Below are 16,199 nucleotides of genomic sequence, written 5' to 3' on the forward strand. Positions count from 1 at the left end.
CGATGACCACCACCGCGCAGGCCGCCGGACGCTCCCCCGTCCGGCGGCTCGCCGGGACACTGCACCGGCGCCCCCGGCTGCGGCTGTCCCTGCTGCTGACCGCACCCCTGCTCTGGCTGGCGGTGCTCTATCTCGGCTCGCTGGCCGTGCTGTTCGTCTCCGCGTTCTGGACGACGAACTCCTTCACCTCCGAGGTCGTGAAGGTCTGGTCGACCGACAACTTCCACCAGCTCTTCACCCTGCCCGTCTACCGGCAGGTCATCCTGCGCAGCATCGGTGTCGCCCTCGCGGTCACCGTCCTGTGCGCGGTGATCGCGTTCCCGATCGCCTTCTACACGGCCCGCATCGCCAAGCCCGCGCGGCGCCCGCTGCTCGTCGTCGCCATCCTCACGCCGCTGTGGGCGAGTTATCTCGTCAAGGTGTACGCCTGGCGGCTGATCCTCTCCCAAGGAGGCCTCGCCGACTGGGTGTTGAAGCCCCTCGGACTGAGCGGGCCCGGGTACGGCCTGGTGGCGGCGATCATCGCGCTGACCTACCTCTGGCTGCCGTACATGATCCTGCCGATCCACACCGCGCTGGAGCAGCTGCCCGCCAACCTGCTGGACGCCTCGGCGGACCTGGGGGCCGGCGCGGCCCGCACCTTCCGCTCGGTGGTGCTGCCCATGGTCCTGCCGTCCGTGGCCGCCGGCTCGGTCTTCACCTTCTCGCTCAGCCTCGGCGACTACATCACCGTGCAGATCGTCGGCGGCAAGACCCAGCTCATCGGCAACGTCGTCTACTCCAACATCGAACTGAACCTGCCCATGGCCGCCGCGCTCGGCACGGTCCCCGTCGTGGTCATCGTGGTGTACCTCCTCGCGATGCGCCGCACGGGCGCCCTGAGCAGTCTCTGAGGAGCCCGCTGTGCAACTCTCCCGTCCCGCGCGCATCGCGCTGCGCGCCGCCGCCGGGCTCGGCTTCGCGTTCATCTACGTGCCGCTCGCGCTCGTCCTGGTCAACTCCTTCAACCGGGACCGCAGCGCGAGCTGGCCGCCGTCCGGGCTCACCTTCCACTGGTGGTCGGTCGCCTGGGAGAACGAGGGGGCCCGCGCGGCCCTGTGGGTCTCGGTCAAGGCCGGTCTCGGCGCCACGGCGATCGCGCTGGTGCTGGGCACGCTGATCGCCTTCGCCGTCGCCCGCCACCGGTTCTTCGGCCGGGACACCGTCTCCTTCGTGGTCGTCCTGCCGATCGCGCTGCCCGGCATCGTCACGGGCATCGCGCTCAACTCGGCCTTCAGCACGGTGCTCGAACCGCTCGGCGTCGGACTCGGCATGTTCACCGTGATCGTCGGCCACGCGACCTTCTGCATCGTCGTCGTCTTCAACAACGTGGTGGCACGACTGCGCCGTACGTCCGGGACGTACGAGGAAGCGGCGATGGATCTGGGCGCGGACACCTTCCGGGCCTTCGTCGACGTCACCTTCCCGCTGGTGCGCTCGGCACTGGTGGCCGGCGGACTGCTCGCGTTCGCGCTGTCCTTCGACGAGATCGTCGTGACGACGTTCACCGCCGGTCCCGGCATCGAGACCCTGCCGATCTGGATCTTCAACAACATGACCCGGCCCCAGCAGGCGCCGGTCGTGAACGTCGTGGCCGCCGTGCTCGTCCTGCTCTCGGTGATCCCGATCTACGCGGCCCAGCGGCTGTCCGCGGACACCGCCACCGGGAGCCGGATCTGACGGGCCTCGGCCGAAACCGCCGGGTGACCGGTCGACGTCGGCGAGGGGCGGCCGGAGTCCGTCGTGTACGGACTCCGGCCGCCCCTCGGGCGTATGCGCGAACCGGCTCCGGCCGCTCCTCCGGGGGCGGGCCGATGGACGGGCTCGGTCAGCGCTTGGTGGTGCTGTTGAACAGCGAGCGCGACCAGAGGTAGCCGACCAGGCTGATGCCGGCGCACCAGGCGAGCGAGATCCAGCCGTTGTCGCCGATCGCCGAGCCGGAGAGCAGGCCGCGCAGTGTCTCGGTCATCGGGGTGAACGGCTGGTTCTGCGCGAACCAGCGAAGGCCCGGGGACATCGAGTCGGCCGGCACGAAGGCGGAGCCGAGGAACGGCAGGAACTGGACCAGCAGCGGCTTGTTGCTCGCGGACTCGACGGTCTTGGAGACGAGGCCCAGTGCCGCCGAGAGCCAGGTGACCGCGAACGCGATGGCCGTGAGGAGACCGGCGGCGGCGAGCCATTCGAGCGGGCTCGCGTCCGACCGGAAGCCGATGGCGAGCGCGAACCCGACGACCAGGACCATGCTCACCATCGTCTGGACGACGCTGCCGACGACATGGCCCGTCATGAACGAGGAACGGGTGATGTTCATCGTGCGGAAGCGGTTGATGATGCCTTGCGTCATGTCCGAGCAGACCGCGATCGAGGTCGACATCGCCCCGGCCGCCACCCCCATGACGATGATGCCGGGCGTCAGATACTCCAGGTAGGCGTCCCGGCCGCCGCCCATTCCGGCGCCGATCGAGTCCCCGAAGGCGTACACGAACAGCAGCAGCATCAGGATCGGCATCATGGCGGCGCCGAGCGACACGCTCGGATACCGGATCGCGTGCTTGAGGTTGCGCCGCAACATCGTCATCGAGTCGTGCACGGCGTAGGCGAGGGTGCTCATCGCGGGGTCTCCTTGACCTGAGGTGTGGTGCCGGTGCCGAACCCGGTGGCGCCGTCGCCGGTCAGGGCGAGGAACACGTCGTCCAGGTCGGGGGTGTGCACGGAGAAGTCGGCGGCCCTGATGCCGGCGGCGTCGAGCCGGTCGAGCAGGACGCGCAGCGCGTCGAGACCGGCGTCGCCCGCCACCCGCAGCGCGAGGTCCTCGTCGTCGCGGGCCGCGCCGGGGAAGACGGAGGCCGCGCGCTCGTAGTCGGCGGCCTCGGTGAACCGCAGCCGTACGTGGCTGCCGGGGATCTGCGCCTTGAGCTGTTCCGCCGAGCCCTCCGCGACGATCCGGCCCTTGTCGAGCACGGCGATCCGGTCGGCCAACTGGTCGGCCTCTTCCAGGTATTGGGTGGTGAGGAACACGGTGGTGCCGCCCGCGACCAGTGAACGCACCGTGTCCCACATGGTGCGGCGGCTGCGCGGGTCGAGTCCGGTCGTCGGCTCGTCCAGGAAGATCACCTGGGGGTCCCCGACCAGCGTCATGGCGAGGTCGAGCCGTCGCCGCATGCCGCCGGAGAAGGTCGAGGCCCGCTGGTCCGCGACGTCCGCGATGCCGAACCGCTGGAGCAACTCCTCGGCACGGAAGCGTCCTTCACGCCTGCCGAGGCGCAACAGGTCGGCCACGAGGAGCAGGTTCTCCTCGGCGGTGAGCAGGTCGTCGAGCGCGGAGAACTGCCCGGTGACACCGATCGCGGCGCGTACACCGTCGGGTGAGGCGGCGATGTCGTGGCCCGCGACCTGGGCCTGCCCGCCGTCGGCGGCGATGAGCGTGGACAGGATCTGCACGGTGGTGGTCTTGCCGGCGCCGTTCGGTCCGAGCAGCGCGAAGACGGAGCCGGCCGGGATGTGCAGGTCGATGCCGTCGAGCACGGTCTTGTCGCCGTACGCCTTGCGCAGACCGATGGCGGAGACGGCGGCGGGCGGCTGCGGATCGCCGGCCATTCTGGGCGTGGGCATGACAGATGAAGGCATGGAGCTCTCCCGTTCGGAGGCCGAGTGGATGAGGTGCCGGAAGAGAAGGAGCCGCGAGGGGGGCGGCCGGAGGGAAGGGCCGGCGGCGCGGAGGCGGTGAAGGAGCGGAGGCGTCGGCGGCGTGGAGGCGTCGACGCCGTGGGAGCTCAGGACTTGGCGCGCACGATGTCGATGTTGCCCCAGTTGCTCCGCGCGCGGACCGTGACGGTGCCCTCGGTCTGCTCGGGGGCCTCGGACTCGGTGAGCAGGTTGCGTACCTGTCCGCGGTTGGAGCTGATGTCGAGCCAGGCGGCGACGCCCGCGCGGACGCCGACCTCGATGGAGCCGTTGGACGTCTCCAGCCGGATCTCCCCGCCGACGACCTCGGCGACGCGGACGTGCCCGTTGGTCGTGGTGCCGGTGACCGACGCCCCGGCGCGCGTGATGTCGATGCCGCCGTTCGTGCTGCTCGTCCGCGTCTCTCCGGTGACCGTGCCGACGGTCGTGGTGCCGTGCGCGTTCTTCAGGACGGCGGGGCCGTCGATCGTGCCGACGCGCACGTTGCCGGTGCTGCTGGTGATCTCGGCCGGGCCCTCGACCCGGTCCACGGTGACCAGGCCGTGCGACACGGTCAGCGTCAGCGGGCCGGTGCTGTCGAGGCGGACATCGCCTGCCGAGGTCTTCACCCGGACATCGCCGAGCCGGCCCTCGCCGAACATCTGGGCCCAGGAGCCGGACATGTCGACCCGGGAGTCCGTGGGCAGGCCGACCGTCACATCGACGAGGCCGCTGGGGCCGACCAGGGGCCGGTACTTGCTCCTGATCGTCAGGACGCCGTTCGCGTACACGACCTCGGTCTGCTCGGCGGCGCGCACGTCCTTGTCCCGCTTGGGGTCGCGCGGCAGCACCTCGACGACCGTGTCGGGGCGGTCGCCCGCGGTGAGGCGGATGGAACCGGCGGCCACCTCGGCCGTGACCGAGATCGGCTGGGGGGTGTCGAAAGAAGGCATGGCTGTCCCGTCCTCTTGGGTCTCTGGGCCGTCCCCGCAGGTGAGGGGCGGTGTGGGTTGAGTGGTGCGGGTGCGGGTGCGGCTAGCGCACCCAGCCCGTGAAGCTCTGTCCGACCGTGCGGGTCCTGCCCGTCGCGCGGGGCCGCGTTCCGCCGTCGACCGCGGCCGACACGGCCCGCACCAGCCACGCGTTGACGGACAGGCCCTCGAGGCTCGCGGCCTCCTCGGCGCGCGCCTTGAGGTGAGCCGGCAGACGCAGGTTGACGCGGGCGGTGCCGCCCTCGCCCTCGTCGGCGGGCGGCTGCGTCCTGAACGTTTCGACGGGGCCCTCCGCCGCTTCCGTGGTGCCGGCGTAGGAGGGGGGTGGTGTCACGACGAAATCGGGGTCCAGTCCCCGCAGCCGTACGTCGACCGAGCCGGGGGCGAGCTCGCGGGTGATCTCGTCCATCGCGGCCGAGAGCACGTTGAGCATGGTCAGACGCGTCGCCGACTCCAGCGGAGCGGTGAGCCGCTCGGCCAGCTGGCGGGCTTCTTCCCCGCCGGCTTCGGCGGCCACCGCGAGTTCGTGGCGCAGGGTGTCGACATACGGAGTGAGGTCCATGACGACATCGTGGCACCATTGTGGTGCCATGCGCAAGCCTGAATGGCGCCCCCTGTTGTGCGATCTGGCGCGATATGCCTCTGAACTGCGGAAATGTGGAATGGATCGCCTGGGCGGCGGTGGTGCCATGCGTGCCCGTGTGTCATCCGGGGGTGTCTGGTGGCATCGAGTGGCGCCGGATGGTGCCGGATGGCGCTGAATGGCGCCGGGTGGCGCCAGGTGGCGCCATGCGGTGTCGCGCCGACGAGGGAAGGGCCCGCCACTTCTGCCGGACTCCAGGACGGATACAGAGGTATGTGACATAGTACTGATGTGAGTCAGCCTGTTGCCTGCGATGTCGTGGTCGTCGGAGCCGGGATGGTGGGCGCCGCCTGCGCCCTGTACGCGGCTCGCGAGGGCCTCGATGTCGCCGTGGTGGACCGAGGCCCGGTGGCCGGCGGCACGACCGGCGCGGGTGAGGGAAATCTGCTCGTCTCCGACAAGGAACCCGGACCCGAACTCGACCTCGCCCTGCTCTCCGGGCGCCTGTGGGCCGACCTCGCCGAGGAGCACGCGAAGGCGATCGAGTACGAGGCCAAGGGCGGTGTCGTCGTGGCCTCCACCCCCGAGGGCCTGGCCGCGCTGGAGACGTTCGCGGCGCGCCAGCGGGCGGCCGGTGTACTGGCCGAACCGGTCTCTGCCGGTCGACTGCACGATCTGGAGCCGTACTTGGCGCCGGGGCTCGCGGGCGCCGTCCGCTATCCGCAGGACACCCAGGTGATGCCCGCCCTCGCCGCCGCGCATCTCCTGCGCGCATCGGGCGCGCTGCTGCTGACCGGGCGCACCGTGACCGAGGTGCTGCGCGGGAAGGACGGCTCGGTCCGCGGGGTGCGCACCGACCGGGGCGAGCTGTACGCACCCGCCGTCGTCAACGCGGCCGGCACCTGGGGCGCCGAAGTGGCCTCGCTCGCGGGCGTCACGCTTCCCGTCCTGCCCCGCAGGGGATTCGTCCTGGTCACCGAGCCCCTGCCGCGCCGGGTGCGGCACAAGGTGTACGCGGCGGACTACGTCGCCGACGTCGCCAGCGACTCGGCCGTGCTCCGGACGTCGCCGGTGGTGGAGGGGACCGCGGCCGGTCCGATCCTGATCGGCGCGAGCCGGGAACGGGTCGGCTTCGACCGGTCGTTCTCGCTGCCCGTCGTCCGGGACCTGGCCGCCGGCGCCACCCGGCTCTTCCCGTTCCTGTCGCAGGTGCGAGCCCTGCGGACCTATCTCGGCTTCCGGCCCTACCTGCCCGACCATCTGCCCGCCATCGGCCCCGACCCCCGGGCGCCCGGCCTCTTCCACGCCTGCGGGCACGAGGGGGCCGGCATCGGACTGTCCACCGGGACCGGCCGGCTGATCGCACAGGTTCTGGCGGGCGGGGAACCCGGCCTCGACCTCACGCCGTTCCGGCCCGACCGCTTCCCCGAGGAGGCCGCGTGAACCCCCTGGATCTCGTACGGGCCGAACCCGGCCCCGCCTTCACCGTCACCCTCGACGGCCGGGCGATCGACGTACTGCCCGGCCGGACCGTCGCCGCCGCGCTGTGGGCCGAGGGCGTCACGTCCTGGCGCGGCACCCGTGGCGGGGGCCGGCCCCGTGGGGTCTTCTGTGGCATCGGCGTCTGCTTCGACTGTCTCGTCACCGTCAACGACCGCCCCAATCAACGGGCTTGTCTGGTCCCGCTGGCTCCCGGCGACGCGATCCGCACGCAGGAAGGAACCGGCCACGATGACTGACGTACCCCACCGCCTCGCGGTGATCGGCGCGGGGCCGGCCGGTCTCGCCGCTTCCCTGGCCGCGGCGGCGCGCGGTGTCCACGTGACGCTGATCGACGCGGCCGCGGCGGCGGGCGGACAGTTCTACCGCCGGCCCGCGAGCGGCCTGGGCGCCCGGCGGCCCCGCGCGCTGCACCACCAGTGGCGTACCTGGCAGCGGCTGGAACAGGGGCTCGCCGCGCACCTGGAGGCGGGTACGGTCAAACACTTGACGGACCATCATGTCTGGACGGTCGAACGGACCGCGGCAACGCCCGGCACGCGGACGGGATTCACCGTCCACGCCCTCCTCGGCCCGCTCCAGGAGCGCTCCGTCGCCGTGCGCGCCGACGCCGTGCTCATCGCCACCGGGGGATACGAGAAGGTGCTGCCGTTCCCCGGCTGGACCCTGCCCGGAGTCGTGACCGCGGGCGGGGCCCAGGCCATGCTCAAGGGAGGTCTCGTCGTCCCCGGCCGCAGAGCCGTCGTCGCGGGGAGCGGGCCGCTGCTGCTGCCCGTCGCGACCTCCCTCGCCGCCGCCGGGGTCGAGGTCGCCGCCCTCGTGGAGTCCCTCGACCCGAGAAGGCTGGTGCGCGCGGCCGGGGCGCTGGCGGCCGACCCGGACAAGGTCGCCGAGGGCGCCCGGTACGCGGCCCGGCTCCTGCGCCACCGCGTCCCGTTCGTCCCGCGCCACACCGTCGTCGAAGCGCAGGGCGAACGGCGCCTCGAAGCCGTCACCGTCGCCGCGCTCGGCCCCGACGGGCGGGTACGGCCCGGCACCGCGCGCCGCATCCCGTGCGACACGCTCGCCGTCGGGCACGGGATGATCCCGCACACCGATCTCGCCGAAGCGCTCGGCTGCCGCATCGACGGGGCGAACGTCGACGTGGACGACGAGCAGCGCACCGACGTGCCCGGCGTCTGGGCCGCCGGGGAGACCACGGGCGTCGGCGGCGCCGTACTCGCCCTGGCCGAGGGGCATCTCGCGGGCCGGTCGGTGGCCGCCCGGCTGCGCGGCACCGGGCCCGACCCGCGCTCGGCCGCCCGGGCCACGAGGGTCCGGACGAGAGCGCGCTCGTTCGCCGCCGCGCTCGACGCGGTGTACCGGCCGCCCGCCCACTGGACCGACCGGGTCACCGACGACACCGTCGTGTGCCGCTGCGAGGAGGTCACGGCGGGCCGCGTCCGCGAGGCCGTCACCGGCCTCGGCGCGGGAGACGTGCGGACGGTCAAACTGCTCACCCGGGCCGGAATGGGATGGTGCCAGGGCCGGATCTGCGAACCAGCCGTCGCCGGACTCGCCGGCTGCGAACTGCCGCCCGCACGAAGGATGTTGGCCCGTCCCGTACCGCTCGGCGAACTGGCCCGCGCGGGCTCGGAGGACGACGGCCCCCCATCCGGCGCGGGCTCGCCCCCGGCCGACCGGTGACCTGCCCCGACGCGCACGTGCCGACGCCCCCCGGCGCCGGCATGGTCTTCCCCGCCCCGCCCCGCCCCGATTCGTCCGAGTCCTGCCCCGATCCGTCCGACAGTGATATGTCACACCGCATCGAGAGGGATGAGTACCGCATGACCGGCACCCCTGGCACCTCTGACACCCCCGGCACCTCTGACACCTCCGACAGCCTCCGCCCCTGGCGCGGAGTCCTCGTCGCCACCGCGCTCCCGCTGAACGACGACCTCTCCGTCGACCACGGCCGCTACGCCGAACACTGCTCCTGGCTCGTCGAGAACGGCTGCGACGGCGTCGTGCCGAACGGTTCGCTCGGCGAGTACCAGGTGCTCACCCCCGAGGAGCGGGCCGAGGTCGTCGAGACCGCCGTCGCCGCGATCGGCGGGTCCCGGGTGATGCCCGGCGTCGCCGCGTACGGCTCCGCCGAGGCCCGCCGCTGGGCCGAGCAGGCCAGGGACGCAGGCTGCGGCGCCGTGATGCTGCTGCCGCCCAACGCCTACCGCGCGGACGAGCGTTCCGTCCTCGCGCACTACAAGGAGGTCGCGCGGGCGGGCGTCCCGGTCGTCGCGTACAACAACCCCATCGACACCAAGGTCGACCTGGTGCCCGAACTCCTCGCGAAGCTGCACTCCGCCGGTTTCGTCCAGGGCGTCAAGGAGTTCTCCGGCGATGTGCGCCGCGCCTACCGCATCGCCGAACTCGCCCCGGAACTCGACCTGTTGATCGGCGCCGACGACGTCCTGCTCGAACTCGCCGTCGCGGGCGCCAAGGGCTGGGTGGCCGGCTACCCGAACGCGCTGCCCCGGGCGGGCGTCGAGCTCTACCGCGCCGCGGTCGCCGGCGACCTCGACACGGCGGGCAAGCTCTACCGGCAGCTGCACCCGCTGCTGCGCTGGGACTCCCGGGTCGAGTTCGTCCAGGCCATCAAGCTGTCCATGGACATCGTCGGCCGCCACGGCGGTCCGGTCCGACCGCCGCGCGTCCCGCTGCTGCCCGAGCAGGAGGCCGCCGTACGCCTGGCCACGGAACGGGCCGTCGCCGCCGGTCTCGCCTGATCCACCACCGGCCCTCCCGCAGCCCACAACCTTCCTTTCGCCCCCTCCGCCCCTACCCGACCCGTACCCAGGGGCTCCGCCCCCGGACCCCCGCTCCTCAAACGCCGGAGGGGCTGAAACCTGCCCCGCACCCGAAAAGCAGGCCGTCCCCGGGGATCTCACACAAGCCACCATGCACCCGCCAGTCGGGATCCGGCGTGAGGGGCCGTGCCGGTACATCGATGCCCGTCGCCACCGACGTCCACCACTCGTCCGACAGCGACGGGCTGATGCACCGGCACGGCCCCGACCCGCCCACCGGACCCGAACCGCAGTTCACCGGAGCGAACCCCGACCCCGCCGAGGAGTCCCATGCGCAGCAAACTCGTCCTGCACGCCGTCGACTCGCACACCGAGGGGATGCCCACCCGGGTGATCACCGGAGGGATCGGTACGGTCCCGGGCGCGACCATGAACGAGCGGCGGCTGTACTTCCGTGAGCACCGCGACGACATCAAGCAGCTCCTGATGAACGAACCGCGCGGCCACGCGGCGATGAGCGGTGCCGTCCTCCAGCCGCCCACCCGTCCCGACTGCGACTACGGCGTGATCTACATCGAGGTGTCGGGCTATCTGCCGATGTGCGGGCACGGCACGATCGGGGTGGCGACCGTGCTGGTGGAGACCGGCATGGTCGAGGTCGTCGAGCCCGTCACCACGATCCGGCTCGACACCCCGGCAGGCCTCGTCGTCGCCGAGGTCGCCGTGGAGGACGGCGCGGCCAAGGAGGTCACGCTCAGGAACGTGCCCTCCTTCGCCGTCGGCCTCGACCGCAAGGCCGTACTCGCCGACGGGCGCACCGTGACGTACGACCTGGCCTACGGCGGGAACTTCTACGCGATCCTGCCGCTGGAGGAGTTCGGCCTGCCCTTCGACCGCTCCCGCAAGGACGAGATCCTCGCGGCGGGACTCGCGCTCATGGACGCGGTCAACGCCGAGGGCGGGCCCGTACATCCCGAGGACCCGTCCATCCGCGGCTGCCACCACGTCCACCTGTACGCGCCCGGGGCGAGCGCCCGCTTCTCGCGGCACGCGATGGCGATCCACCCCGGCTGGTTCGACCGTTCGCCCTGCGGTACGGGCACCAGCGCACGCATGGCCCAGCTGCACGCCCGCGGTGAACTCCCGCTGGACACCGAGTTCGTGAACGAGTCATTCATCGGCACGCGGTTCACCGGACGGCTGCTCGGCACCACCGAGGTCGCCGGGATCCCCGCCGTGCTGCCCAGCTTCACGGGACGCGCCTGGATCACGGGAACCGCCCAGTACCTGCTCGACCCCTCGGACCCGTTCCCGGCCGGGTTCGTCCTGTGAGCGGCCCCGCGCCGGGCCGTGGATACTGGACTTCGAGTAACACGTGACATGGCACCTGCCCCGGTGCGGCAGGACGACCGCGCACCGGCCCGTACGAGGAGACCTCGATGGCCGCCCAGCGCAGCAGCAGCGCACCCTCAGCCGCTCCCGACCTGCCCGCGCTGGGCGGCAGGCGGAGCAGCTACCGCGAGCGCGTGGCCGACGCGCTGCGCGCCGCGCTGATCGCGGGCGAGCTGCGGCCCGGAGAGGTCTACTCGGCGCCGACGCTGGCGGCCCGGTTCGGCGTCTCGGCGACACCGGTCCGCGAGGCCATGCTCGACCTGGCGAAGGAGGGTCTGGTCGACACGGTGCCGAACAAGGGGTTCCGGGTCACGGAGGTCTCCGAGAAGCAGCTCGACGAGTACACCCACATCCGCTCGCTCATCGAGATCCCCACCGTCGTGGGGCTGGCCGCCACGGCGGACCCCGCCTCGCTGGAGGCGCTGCGCCCGGCCGCCCGGGAGATCGTGACCGCGGCGGCGGCCGGTGACCTCATCGCCTACGTGGAGGCGGACATCCGCTTCCACCTCGGTCTGCTCGCCCTCGCCGGCAACTCCCATCTGGTCGAGGTCGTCGGCGACCTGCGCAAGCGCTCGCGCCTGTACGGGCTCGACGCCCTGGTCCGGGCGGGCCGCCTGGAGGCCTCGGCGAGGGAGCACCTGGAACTCCTCGACGCGCTCGTGCGGCGCGACGAGCACGCCGTGCACGCGGTGATGACACGCCACCTGGGCCACGTCCGGGGACTGTGGGCGGCGCCCTGAGACCTCCGGACCCCGTTCCTGTGAACAGGAATCCGCCGAAGCGTTACGCAAGCAACTTGCATTTCTTGCGCTATTCTTGCGCTTATGACGCGACGACTTGCTCAGGTGGCGAAGAAGGTCGGGGTCAGCGAGGCCACGGTCAGCCGGGTGCTCAACGGCAAGCCGGGTGTCTCCGACTCCACTCGGCAGGCGGTCCTGTCCGCCCTGGACGTCCTCGGTTACGAGCGGCCGACCCAGCTGCGCGGTGAACGCGCGCGGCTCGTCGGTCTCGTCCTGCCCGAGCTGCAGAACCCGATCTTCCCCGCCTTCGCCGAGGTGATCGGCGGGGCGCTCGCCCAGCTCGGCCTCACCCCGGTGCTGTGCACCCAGACCAAGGGCGGGGTCTCCGAGGCCGACTACGTGGATCTCCTGCTCCAGCAGCAGGTTTCCGGCGTGGTGTTCGCCGGCGGTCTGTACGCGCAGGCCGACGCGCCGCACGACCACTACCGCGAACTCGCGGACCGCAACATCCCGGTGGTGCTGGTCAACGCGGCCATCGAGCACCTCGGCTTCCCCTGCGTCTCCTGCGACGACGCCGTCGCCGTCGAGCAGGCCTGGCGTCATCTCGCCTCGCTCGGCCACGAGCGGATCGGGCTCGTCCTCGGCCCCGGCGACCACATGCCCTCGGGCCGAAAGCTCGCGGCGGCCCGCGCCCTCGCGCCCCAGCTCCCCGACGAGCACGTGGCGCGGGCGATGTTCTCGCTGGAGGGCGGCCAGGCCGCGGCCACCAGGCTGCTGGACCAGGGGGTCACCGGCATCATCTGCGCCAGCGACCCGCTCGCGCTCGGCGCCGTACGGGCCGCGCGCCGCAAGGGGCTCAGCGTCCCCGGTGAGATCTCCGTCGTCGGGTACGACGACTCCGCGTTCATGAACTGCACCGAACCCCCGCTGACCACCGTCCGTCAGCCCATCGAGGCCATGGGGCGCGCGGCGGTGGAACTGCTGAACGCGCAGATCGGCGGCAGCAGCGTGACCCCCGAGGAGCTCTTGTTCGAGCCGGAACTGGTGGTGCGCGGGTCCACCGGGCAGGCCCCCCGCGGCTGAGCCGCGGGGGCGAGGTGCCGTAACGGGGTCGGTGACTCCGGTACGCAACCACCTGCCACGGAGACCCCTCATCGCTGTCAAATAATTACAGATTCTGCGCGACATCTTGCGGACCGATGTCGACGGTGCTTGAGTGTGCGGCGCCAGAACACGGCGGCAAGCCCGCCGTGGGCCTTCCTCGCTCCAGCCCGAAGGGGTCCACCAATGAGAAGTACCGGGTTCCGCCGCAGCTTCGTCATGCTCATGGCGTCCTCCGTCGCGCTCACCGCCACCGCGTGCGGTTCGAGCGGCGGCGACGATGCGGCGGGCGGAAAGACCCGCATCACCGTCAACTGCGAGCCGCCGAAGAGCGCCAAGACCGACCGCTCGTTCTTCGACGCCGACACCAAGGCGTTCGAGAAGGCGGACCCGGACGTCGACGTCGTCATGCACGACGCGTTCCCGTGCCAGGACCCCAAGACCTTCGACGCCAAACTGGCCGGCGGCCAGATGGAGGACGTGTTCTACACGTACTTCACCGACGCCAAGCACGTCGTCGACGTCAACCAGGCCGCCGACATCACGAGTTACGTCAAGGACCTCAAGAGCTACAGCACCATCCAGCAGCAACTGCGCGACATCTACACCGTGGACGGCAAGATCTACGGCGTCCCGCGCACCGGCTACTCGATGGGCCTCATCTACAACAAGGCGCTCTTCAAGAAGGCCGGCCTCGACCCCGACAAGCCGCCGGCCACCTGGGAGGAAGTGCGCGCCGACGCCAAGAAGATTGCCGCGCTCGGCAACGGCACCGTCGGTTACGCCGACTACAGCGCCCAGAACCAGGGCGGCTGGCACTTCACCGCCGAGGTCTACTCGCAGGGCGGGAACGTCGTCTCCGAGGACGGCAAGAAGGCGACCGTCGACACCCCCGAGGGCAAGGCGGTCCTGCAGAACCTGAAGGACATGCGCTGGACCGACAACTCCATGGGCAGCAAGCAGCTCCTGGTCATCAACGACGTCCAGCAGATGATGGGCTCCGGCAAGCTCGGCATGTACCTCTCCGCGCCCGACAACATTCCGATCCTCGTCAAGGAGAAGGGCGGCAACTACAACGACCTCGCCCTGGCTCCGATGCCCGGCGGCAAGGGCACGCTCATCGGCGGCGACGGCTACATGTTCAACAAGAAGGACACCCCGGCCCAGATCAAGGCCGGCCTCAAGTGGCTCGACCACATGTTCCTGACGCCCGGCAAGGGCTTCCTCGGCGACTACGCCCGCGCCAAGCAGAACAACGCGCCCGTGGGCCTGCCCGAGCCGCGCCTGTTCACCGGAGCCGCCGACGCCAAGGACCAGCAGGTCAAGAAGGCCAACGCCAACGTGCCCGTGGAGAACTACCAGGCCTTCCTCGACGGCAACCAGAGCCTGCAGATGAAGATCGAGCCGCCGCAGGCCCAGCAGATCTACTCCGTCCTCGACGCCGCCGTGTCCGCCGTCCTCACCAAGAAGGACGCCGACGTCGACCAGCTCCTCAAGGACGCCTCCGGCAAGATCGACGCCATCCTGGCCCGAGGCTGACCCCGTTCATGAAGACCGCATCGAAGCCCCCCGCAGTGCTCCCTCCGGCCGCCCCCGGCGCGCCGGAGGCGCCGCGGTCGGCCGGGCGCCGGACCGGGGGACCATCGCGCCGGCGCCTGGCCGACCAGTTCCGCGCCTACGCCTTCCTGGCCGGCGGCCTGATCTGCTTCGCCCTGTTCTCCTGGTACCCGGCGATCCGCGCCGTCGAGATCGCCTTCCAGAAGTACACGCCGGGCAGCGGCGGCGAGTGGGTCGGCACCGCCAACTTCACCCGGGTCTTCCACGACCCGGAGTTCACCGCCGCCTGGCGCAACACCCTGACCTTCACCCTTCTCGCCCTGCTCATCGGCTTCGCCGTCCCGTTCGTGATGGCGCTGGTCCTCAACGAACTGCGGCACGCGAAGGCGTTCTTCAGGGTCGTCGTCTACCTGCCGGTGATGATCCCGCCGGTGGTCAGCGCCCTGCTGTGGAAGTGGTTCTACGATCCCGGAGCCGGCCTCGCCAACGAGACGCTGCGCGCACTGCACCTGCCGACCTCGAACTGGTCCAACGGCGCCGACACCGCCCTCGTCTCGCTGGTCATCGTCGCCACCTGGGCCAACCTCGGAGGCACCGTCCTCATCTACCTCGCCGCCCTCCAGAGCATCCCCGGCGAGCTGTACGAGGCGGCCGAGCTGGACGGCGCGAACCTGTTCCAGCGCATCCGGCACGTGACGATCCCTCAGACGCGCTTCATCATCCTCATGCTGATGCTGCTTCAGATCATCGCCACCATGCAGGTGTTCACCGAACCGTTCGTGATCACCGGCGGCGGCCCCGAGGACAAGACCGTCACCGTGCTCTACCTGATCTACAAGTACGCCTTCCTCTACAACGACTTCGGTGGAGCCTGCGCGCTGAGCGTCATGCTGCTCGTCCTGCTCAGCGCCTTCTCCGCCCTCTACCTGCGGCTGACCCGCTCCGAAGAGGAGGACGCGTGAGCACCCGCACCCTGATCTCTCCGCTCACCCTGGGCCGCCCGCGCGGCCGGGCCGTCTACTGGACCGTCTTCGGCGGTGTCGTCCTGCTCTTCGCGCTGGCCTTCCTCTTCCCCGTCTACTGGATGGTCACCGGCGCCATGAAGTCGCCGGACGAGGTCACGCGCACACCGCCCACCCTCCTGCCCGACCACTGGCACCTCGGCGGCTACACCGACGCCTGGGACCTGATGGACCTGCCCACCCACCTGTGGAACACCGTCGTCCAGGCGACCGGCGCCTGGCTGCTCCAGCTGGTGTTCTGCACGGCCGCCGCCTACGCCCTGTCCAAGCTGAAGCCGGCCTTCGGCAAGGTGATCCTCGGCGGCATCCTCGCCACCCTCATGGTCCCCGCGCAGGCCCTGGTGGTCCCCAAGTACCTGACCGTCGCCGACCTGCCCGTCCTGCACACCAGTCTGCTCAACTCCCCGCTCGGCATCTGGCTGCCCGCCGTCGCCAACGCCTTCAACCTCTATCTCCTCAAGCGCTTCTTCGACCAGATCCCGCGCGACGTCCTGGAGGCCGCCGAGATCGACGGCGCCGGGAAACTGCGCACCCTGTGGTCGATCGTGCTGCCGATGTCCCGGCCCGTCCTCGGAGTCGTGTCGATCTTCGCCCTGGTCGCCGTCTGGCAGGACTTCCTCTGGCCGCTGATGGTCTTCTCCGACACCGACAAGCAGCCCATCAGCGTGGCTCTGGTCCAGCTGTCGCAGAACATCCAGCTCACCGTGCTCATCGCCGCGATGGTGATCGCCAGCATCCCCATGGTCGTGATGTTCCTGGTGTTCCAGCGGCACATCATCGCCGGGATCAGCGCGGGCAGCACCAAGGGCTGACGCCCGTACCCG

16 protein-coding genes are annotated in these 16,199 nt (G+C 71.1%); 12 read left to right on the top strand and 4 right to left on the bottom strand.

Annotated features, from left to right (window positions below):
* Nucleotides 1-2 precede the first annotated feature (2 nt).
* Complete coding sequence (locus tag ACH4S8_RS00145) at nucleotides 3-893, top strand: ABC transporter permease (RefSeq protein WP_398389379.1); 891 nt, start codon at nucleotides 3-5, stop codon at nucleotides 891-893.
* Between the two features lie 10 nt (nucleotides 894-903).
* A complete protein-coding gene (locus tag ACH4S8_RS00150) occupies nucleotides 904-1,719 on the top strand; it encodes an ABC transporter permease (protein ID WP_398389381.1) in 816 nt (271 codons plus the stop codon).
* A gap of 148 nt (nucleotides 1,720-1,867) precedes the next feature.
* On the opposite strand, the gene ACH4S8_RS00155 is transcribed toward ACH4S8_RS00150, so the two are convergent.
* The 4 genes from ACH4S8_RS00155 to ACH4S8_RS00170 form a co-directional block, all read right to left on the bottom strand.
* The gene (locus ACH4S8_RS00155) at nucleotides 1,868-2,650 is read right to left on the bottom strand and encodes an ABC transporter permease (RefSeq protein WP_398389383.1); all 783 of its coding nucleotides are present in this window, start codon (nucleotides 2,648-2,650) and stop codon (nucleotides 1,868-1,870) included.
* Nucleotides 2,647-3,651: an ATP-binding cassette domain-containing protein gene (locus tag ACH4S8_RS00160; protein WP_398390666.1), complete on the bottom strand. Its 1,005-nt coding sequence runs from the start codon at nucleotides 3,649-3,651 to the stop codon at nucleotides 2,647-2,649. The genes ACH4S8_RS00155 and ACH4S8_RS00160 overlap by 4 nt, the downstream gene beginning before the upstream one ends.
* 161 nt (nucleotides 3,652-3,812) lie before the next feature.
* Nucleotides 3,813-4,655, bottom strand: coding sequence for a DUF4097 family beta strand repeat-containing protein (locus ACH4S8_RS00165; protein WP_398389385.1), 843 nt, complete (start codon nucleotides 4,653-4,655; stop codon nucleotides 3,813-3,815).
* Nucleotides 4,656-4,737: 82 nt separating this feature from the next.
* A complete protein-coding gene (locus tag ACH4S8_RS00170) occupies nucleotides 4,738-5,256 on the bottom strand; it encodes a toxin-antitoxin system HicB family antitoxin (RefSeq protein ID WP_398389386.1) in 519 nt (172 codons plus the stop codon).
* 312 nt (nucleotides 5,257-5,568) lie between these two features.
* On the opposite strand from ACH4S8_RS00170, the gene ACH4S8_RS00175 reads away from it, so the two are divergent.
* The 10 genes from ACH4S8_RS00175 (at nucleotide 5,569) to ACH4S8_RS00220 (ending at nucleotide 16,187) form a co-directional block, all read left to right on the top strand.
* Nucleotides 5,569-6,720: an NAD(P)/FAD-dependent oxidoreductase gene (locus ACH4S8_RS00175; protein WP_398389388.1), complete on the top strand. Its 1,152-nt coding sequence runs from the start codon at nucleotides 5,569-5,571 to the stop codon at nucleotides 6,718-6,720.
* Nucleotides 6,717-7,016: a (2Fe-2S)-binding protein gene (locus ACH4S8_RS00180; RefSeq protein WP_398389390.1), complete on the top strand. Its 300-nt coding sequence runs from the start codon at nucleotides 6,717-6,719 to the stop codon at nucleotides 7,014-7,016. The genes ACH4S8_RS00175 and ACH4S8_RS00180 overlap by 4 nt, the downstream gene beginning before the upstream one ends.
* Nucleotides 7,009-8,463, top strand: coding sequence for an FAD-dependent oxidoreductase (locus ACH4S8_RS00185; RefSeq protein ID WP_398389392.1), 1,455 nt, complete (start codon nucleotides 7,009-7,011; stop codon nucleotides 8,461-8,463). Before ACH4S8_RS00180 ends, ACH4S8_RS00185 begins: the two co-directional genes overlap by 8 nt.
* 140 nt (nucleotides 8,464-8,603) lie before the next feature.
* A complete protein-coding gene (locus ACH4S8_RS00190; RefSeq protein WP_398389394.1) occupies nucleotides 8,604-9,542 on the top strand; it encodes a dihydrodipicolinate synthase family protein in 939 nt (312 codons plus the stop codon).
* 351 nt (nucleotides 9,543-9,893) lie between these two features.
* On the top strand, nucleotides 9,894-10,895 hold the full coding sequence (locus ACH4S8_RS00195; protein WP_398389396.1) for a proline racemase family protein: 1,002 nt from the start codon (nucleotides 9,894-9,896) through the stop codon (nucleotides 10,893-10,895).
* Nucleotides 10,896-11,002: 107 nt separating this feature from the next.
* Complete coding sequence (locus ACH4S8_RS00200) at nucleotides 11,003-11,695, top strand: GntR family transcriptional regulator (protein WP_398389397.1); 693 nt, start codon at nucleotides 11,003-11,005, stop codon at nucleotides 11,693-11,695.
* 84 nt (nucleotides 11,696-11,779) lie between these two features.
* Nucleotides 11,780-12,778 (top strand): LacI family DNA-binding transcriptional regulator, encoded by a 999-nt coding sequence (locus ACH4S8_RS00205; RefSeq protein WP_398389399.1) that lies wholly within the window; start codon nucleotides 11,780-11,782, stop codon nucleotides 12,776-12,778.
* 204 nt (nucleotides 12,779-12,982) lie between these two features.
* Entirely contained in the window at nucleotides 12,983-14,335 is a 1,353-nt protein-coding gene (locus ACH4S8_RS00210) for an ABC transporter substrate-binding protein (protein ID WP_398389401.1), read from the top strand.
* Nucleotides 14,336-14,343: 8 nt separating this feature from the next.
* Nucleotides 14,344-15,315 (top strand): carbohydrate ABC transporter permease, encoded by a 972-nt coding sequence (locus tag ACH4S8_RS00215; RefSeq protein WP_398389402.1) that lies wholly within the window; start codon nucleotides 14,344-14,346, stop codon nucleotides 15,313-15,315.
* Nucleotides 15,312-16,187, top strand: a complete 876-nt coding sequence (locus tag ACH4S8_RS00220; RefSeq protein ID WP_398389404.1) for a carbohydrate ABC transporter permease — start codon at nucleotides 15,312-15,314, stop codon at nucleotides 16,185-16,187. Before ACH4S8_RS00215 ends, ACH4S8_RS00220 begins: the two co-directional genes overlap by 4 nt.
* Nucleotides 16,188-16,199 lie beyond the last annotated feature (12 nt).

The sequence above is a fragment of the Streptomyces sp. NPDC021080 genome (assembly GCF_044333225.1).
GTDB lineage: Bacteria > Actinomycetota > Actinomycetes > Streptomycetales > Streptomycetaceae > Streptomyces.

Coding starts and splice junctions, on each gene's coding strand:
- ACH4S8_RS00145 (WP_398389379.1), top strand. CDS start 3: ATGACCACCACCGCGCAGGCCGCCGGACGCTCCCCCGTCCGGCGGCTC.
- ACH4S8_RS00155 (WP_398389383.1), bottom strand. CDS start 2,650: ATGAGCACCCTCGCCTACGCCGTGCACGACTCGATGACGATGTTGCGG.
- ACH4S8_RS00160 (WP_398390666.1), bottom strand. CDS start 3,651: ATGCCCACGCCCAGAATGGCCGGCGATCCGCAGCCGCCCGCCGCCGTC.
- ACH4S8_RS00165 (WP_398389385.1), bottom strand. CDS start 4,655: ATGCCTTCTTTCGACACCCCCCAGCCGATCTCGGTCACGGCCGAGGTG.
- ACH4S8_RS00170 (WP_398389386.1), bottom strand. CDS start 5,256: ATGGACCTCACTCCGTATGTCGACACCCTGCGCCACGAACTCGCGGTG.
- ACH4S8_RS00185 (WP_398389392.1), top strand. CDS start 7,009: ATGACTGACGTACCCCACCGCCTCGCGGTGATCGGCGCGGGGCCGGCC.
- ACH4S8_RS00190 (WP_398389394.1), top strand. CDS start 8,604: ATGACCGGCACCCCTGGCACCTCTGACACCCCCGGCACCTCTGACACC.
- ACH4S8_RS00195 (WP_398389396.1), top strand. CDS start 9,894: ATGCGCAGCAAACTCGTCCTGCACGCCGTCGACTCGCACACCGAGGGG.
- ACH4S8_RS00200 (WP_398389397.1), top strand. CDS start 11,003: ATGGCCGCCCAGCGCAGCAGCAGCGCACCCTCAGCCGCTCCCGACCTG.
- ACH4S8_RS00205 (WP_398389399.1), top strand. CDS start 11,780: ATGACGCGACGACTTGCTCAGGTGGCGAAGAAGGTCGGGGTCAGCGAG.
- ACH4S8_RS00210 (WP_398389401.1), top strand. CDS start 12,983: ATGAGAAGTACCGGGTTCCGCCGCAGCTTCGTCATGCTCATGGCGTCC.
- ACH4S8_RS00215 (WP_398389402.1), top strand. CDS start 14,344: ATGAAGACCGCATCGAAGCCCCCCGCAGTGCTCCCTCCGGCCGCCCCC.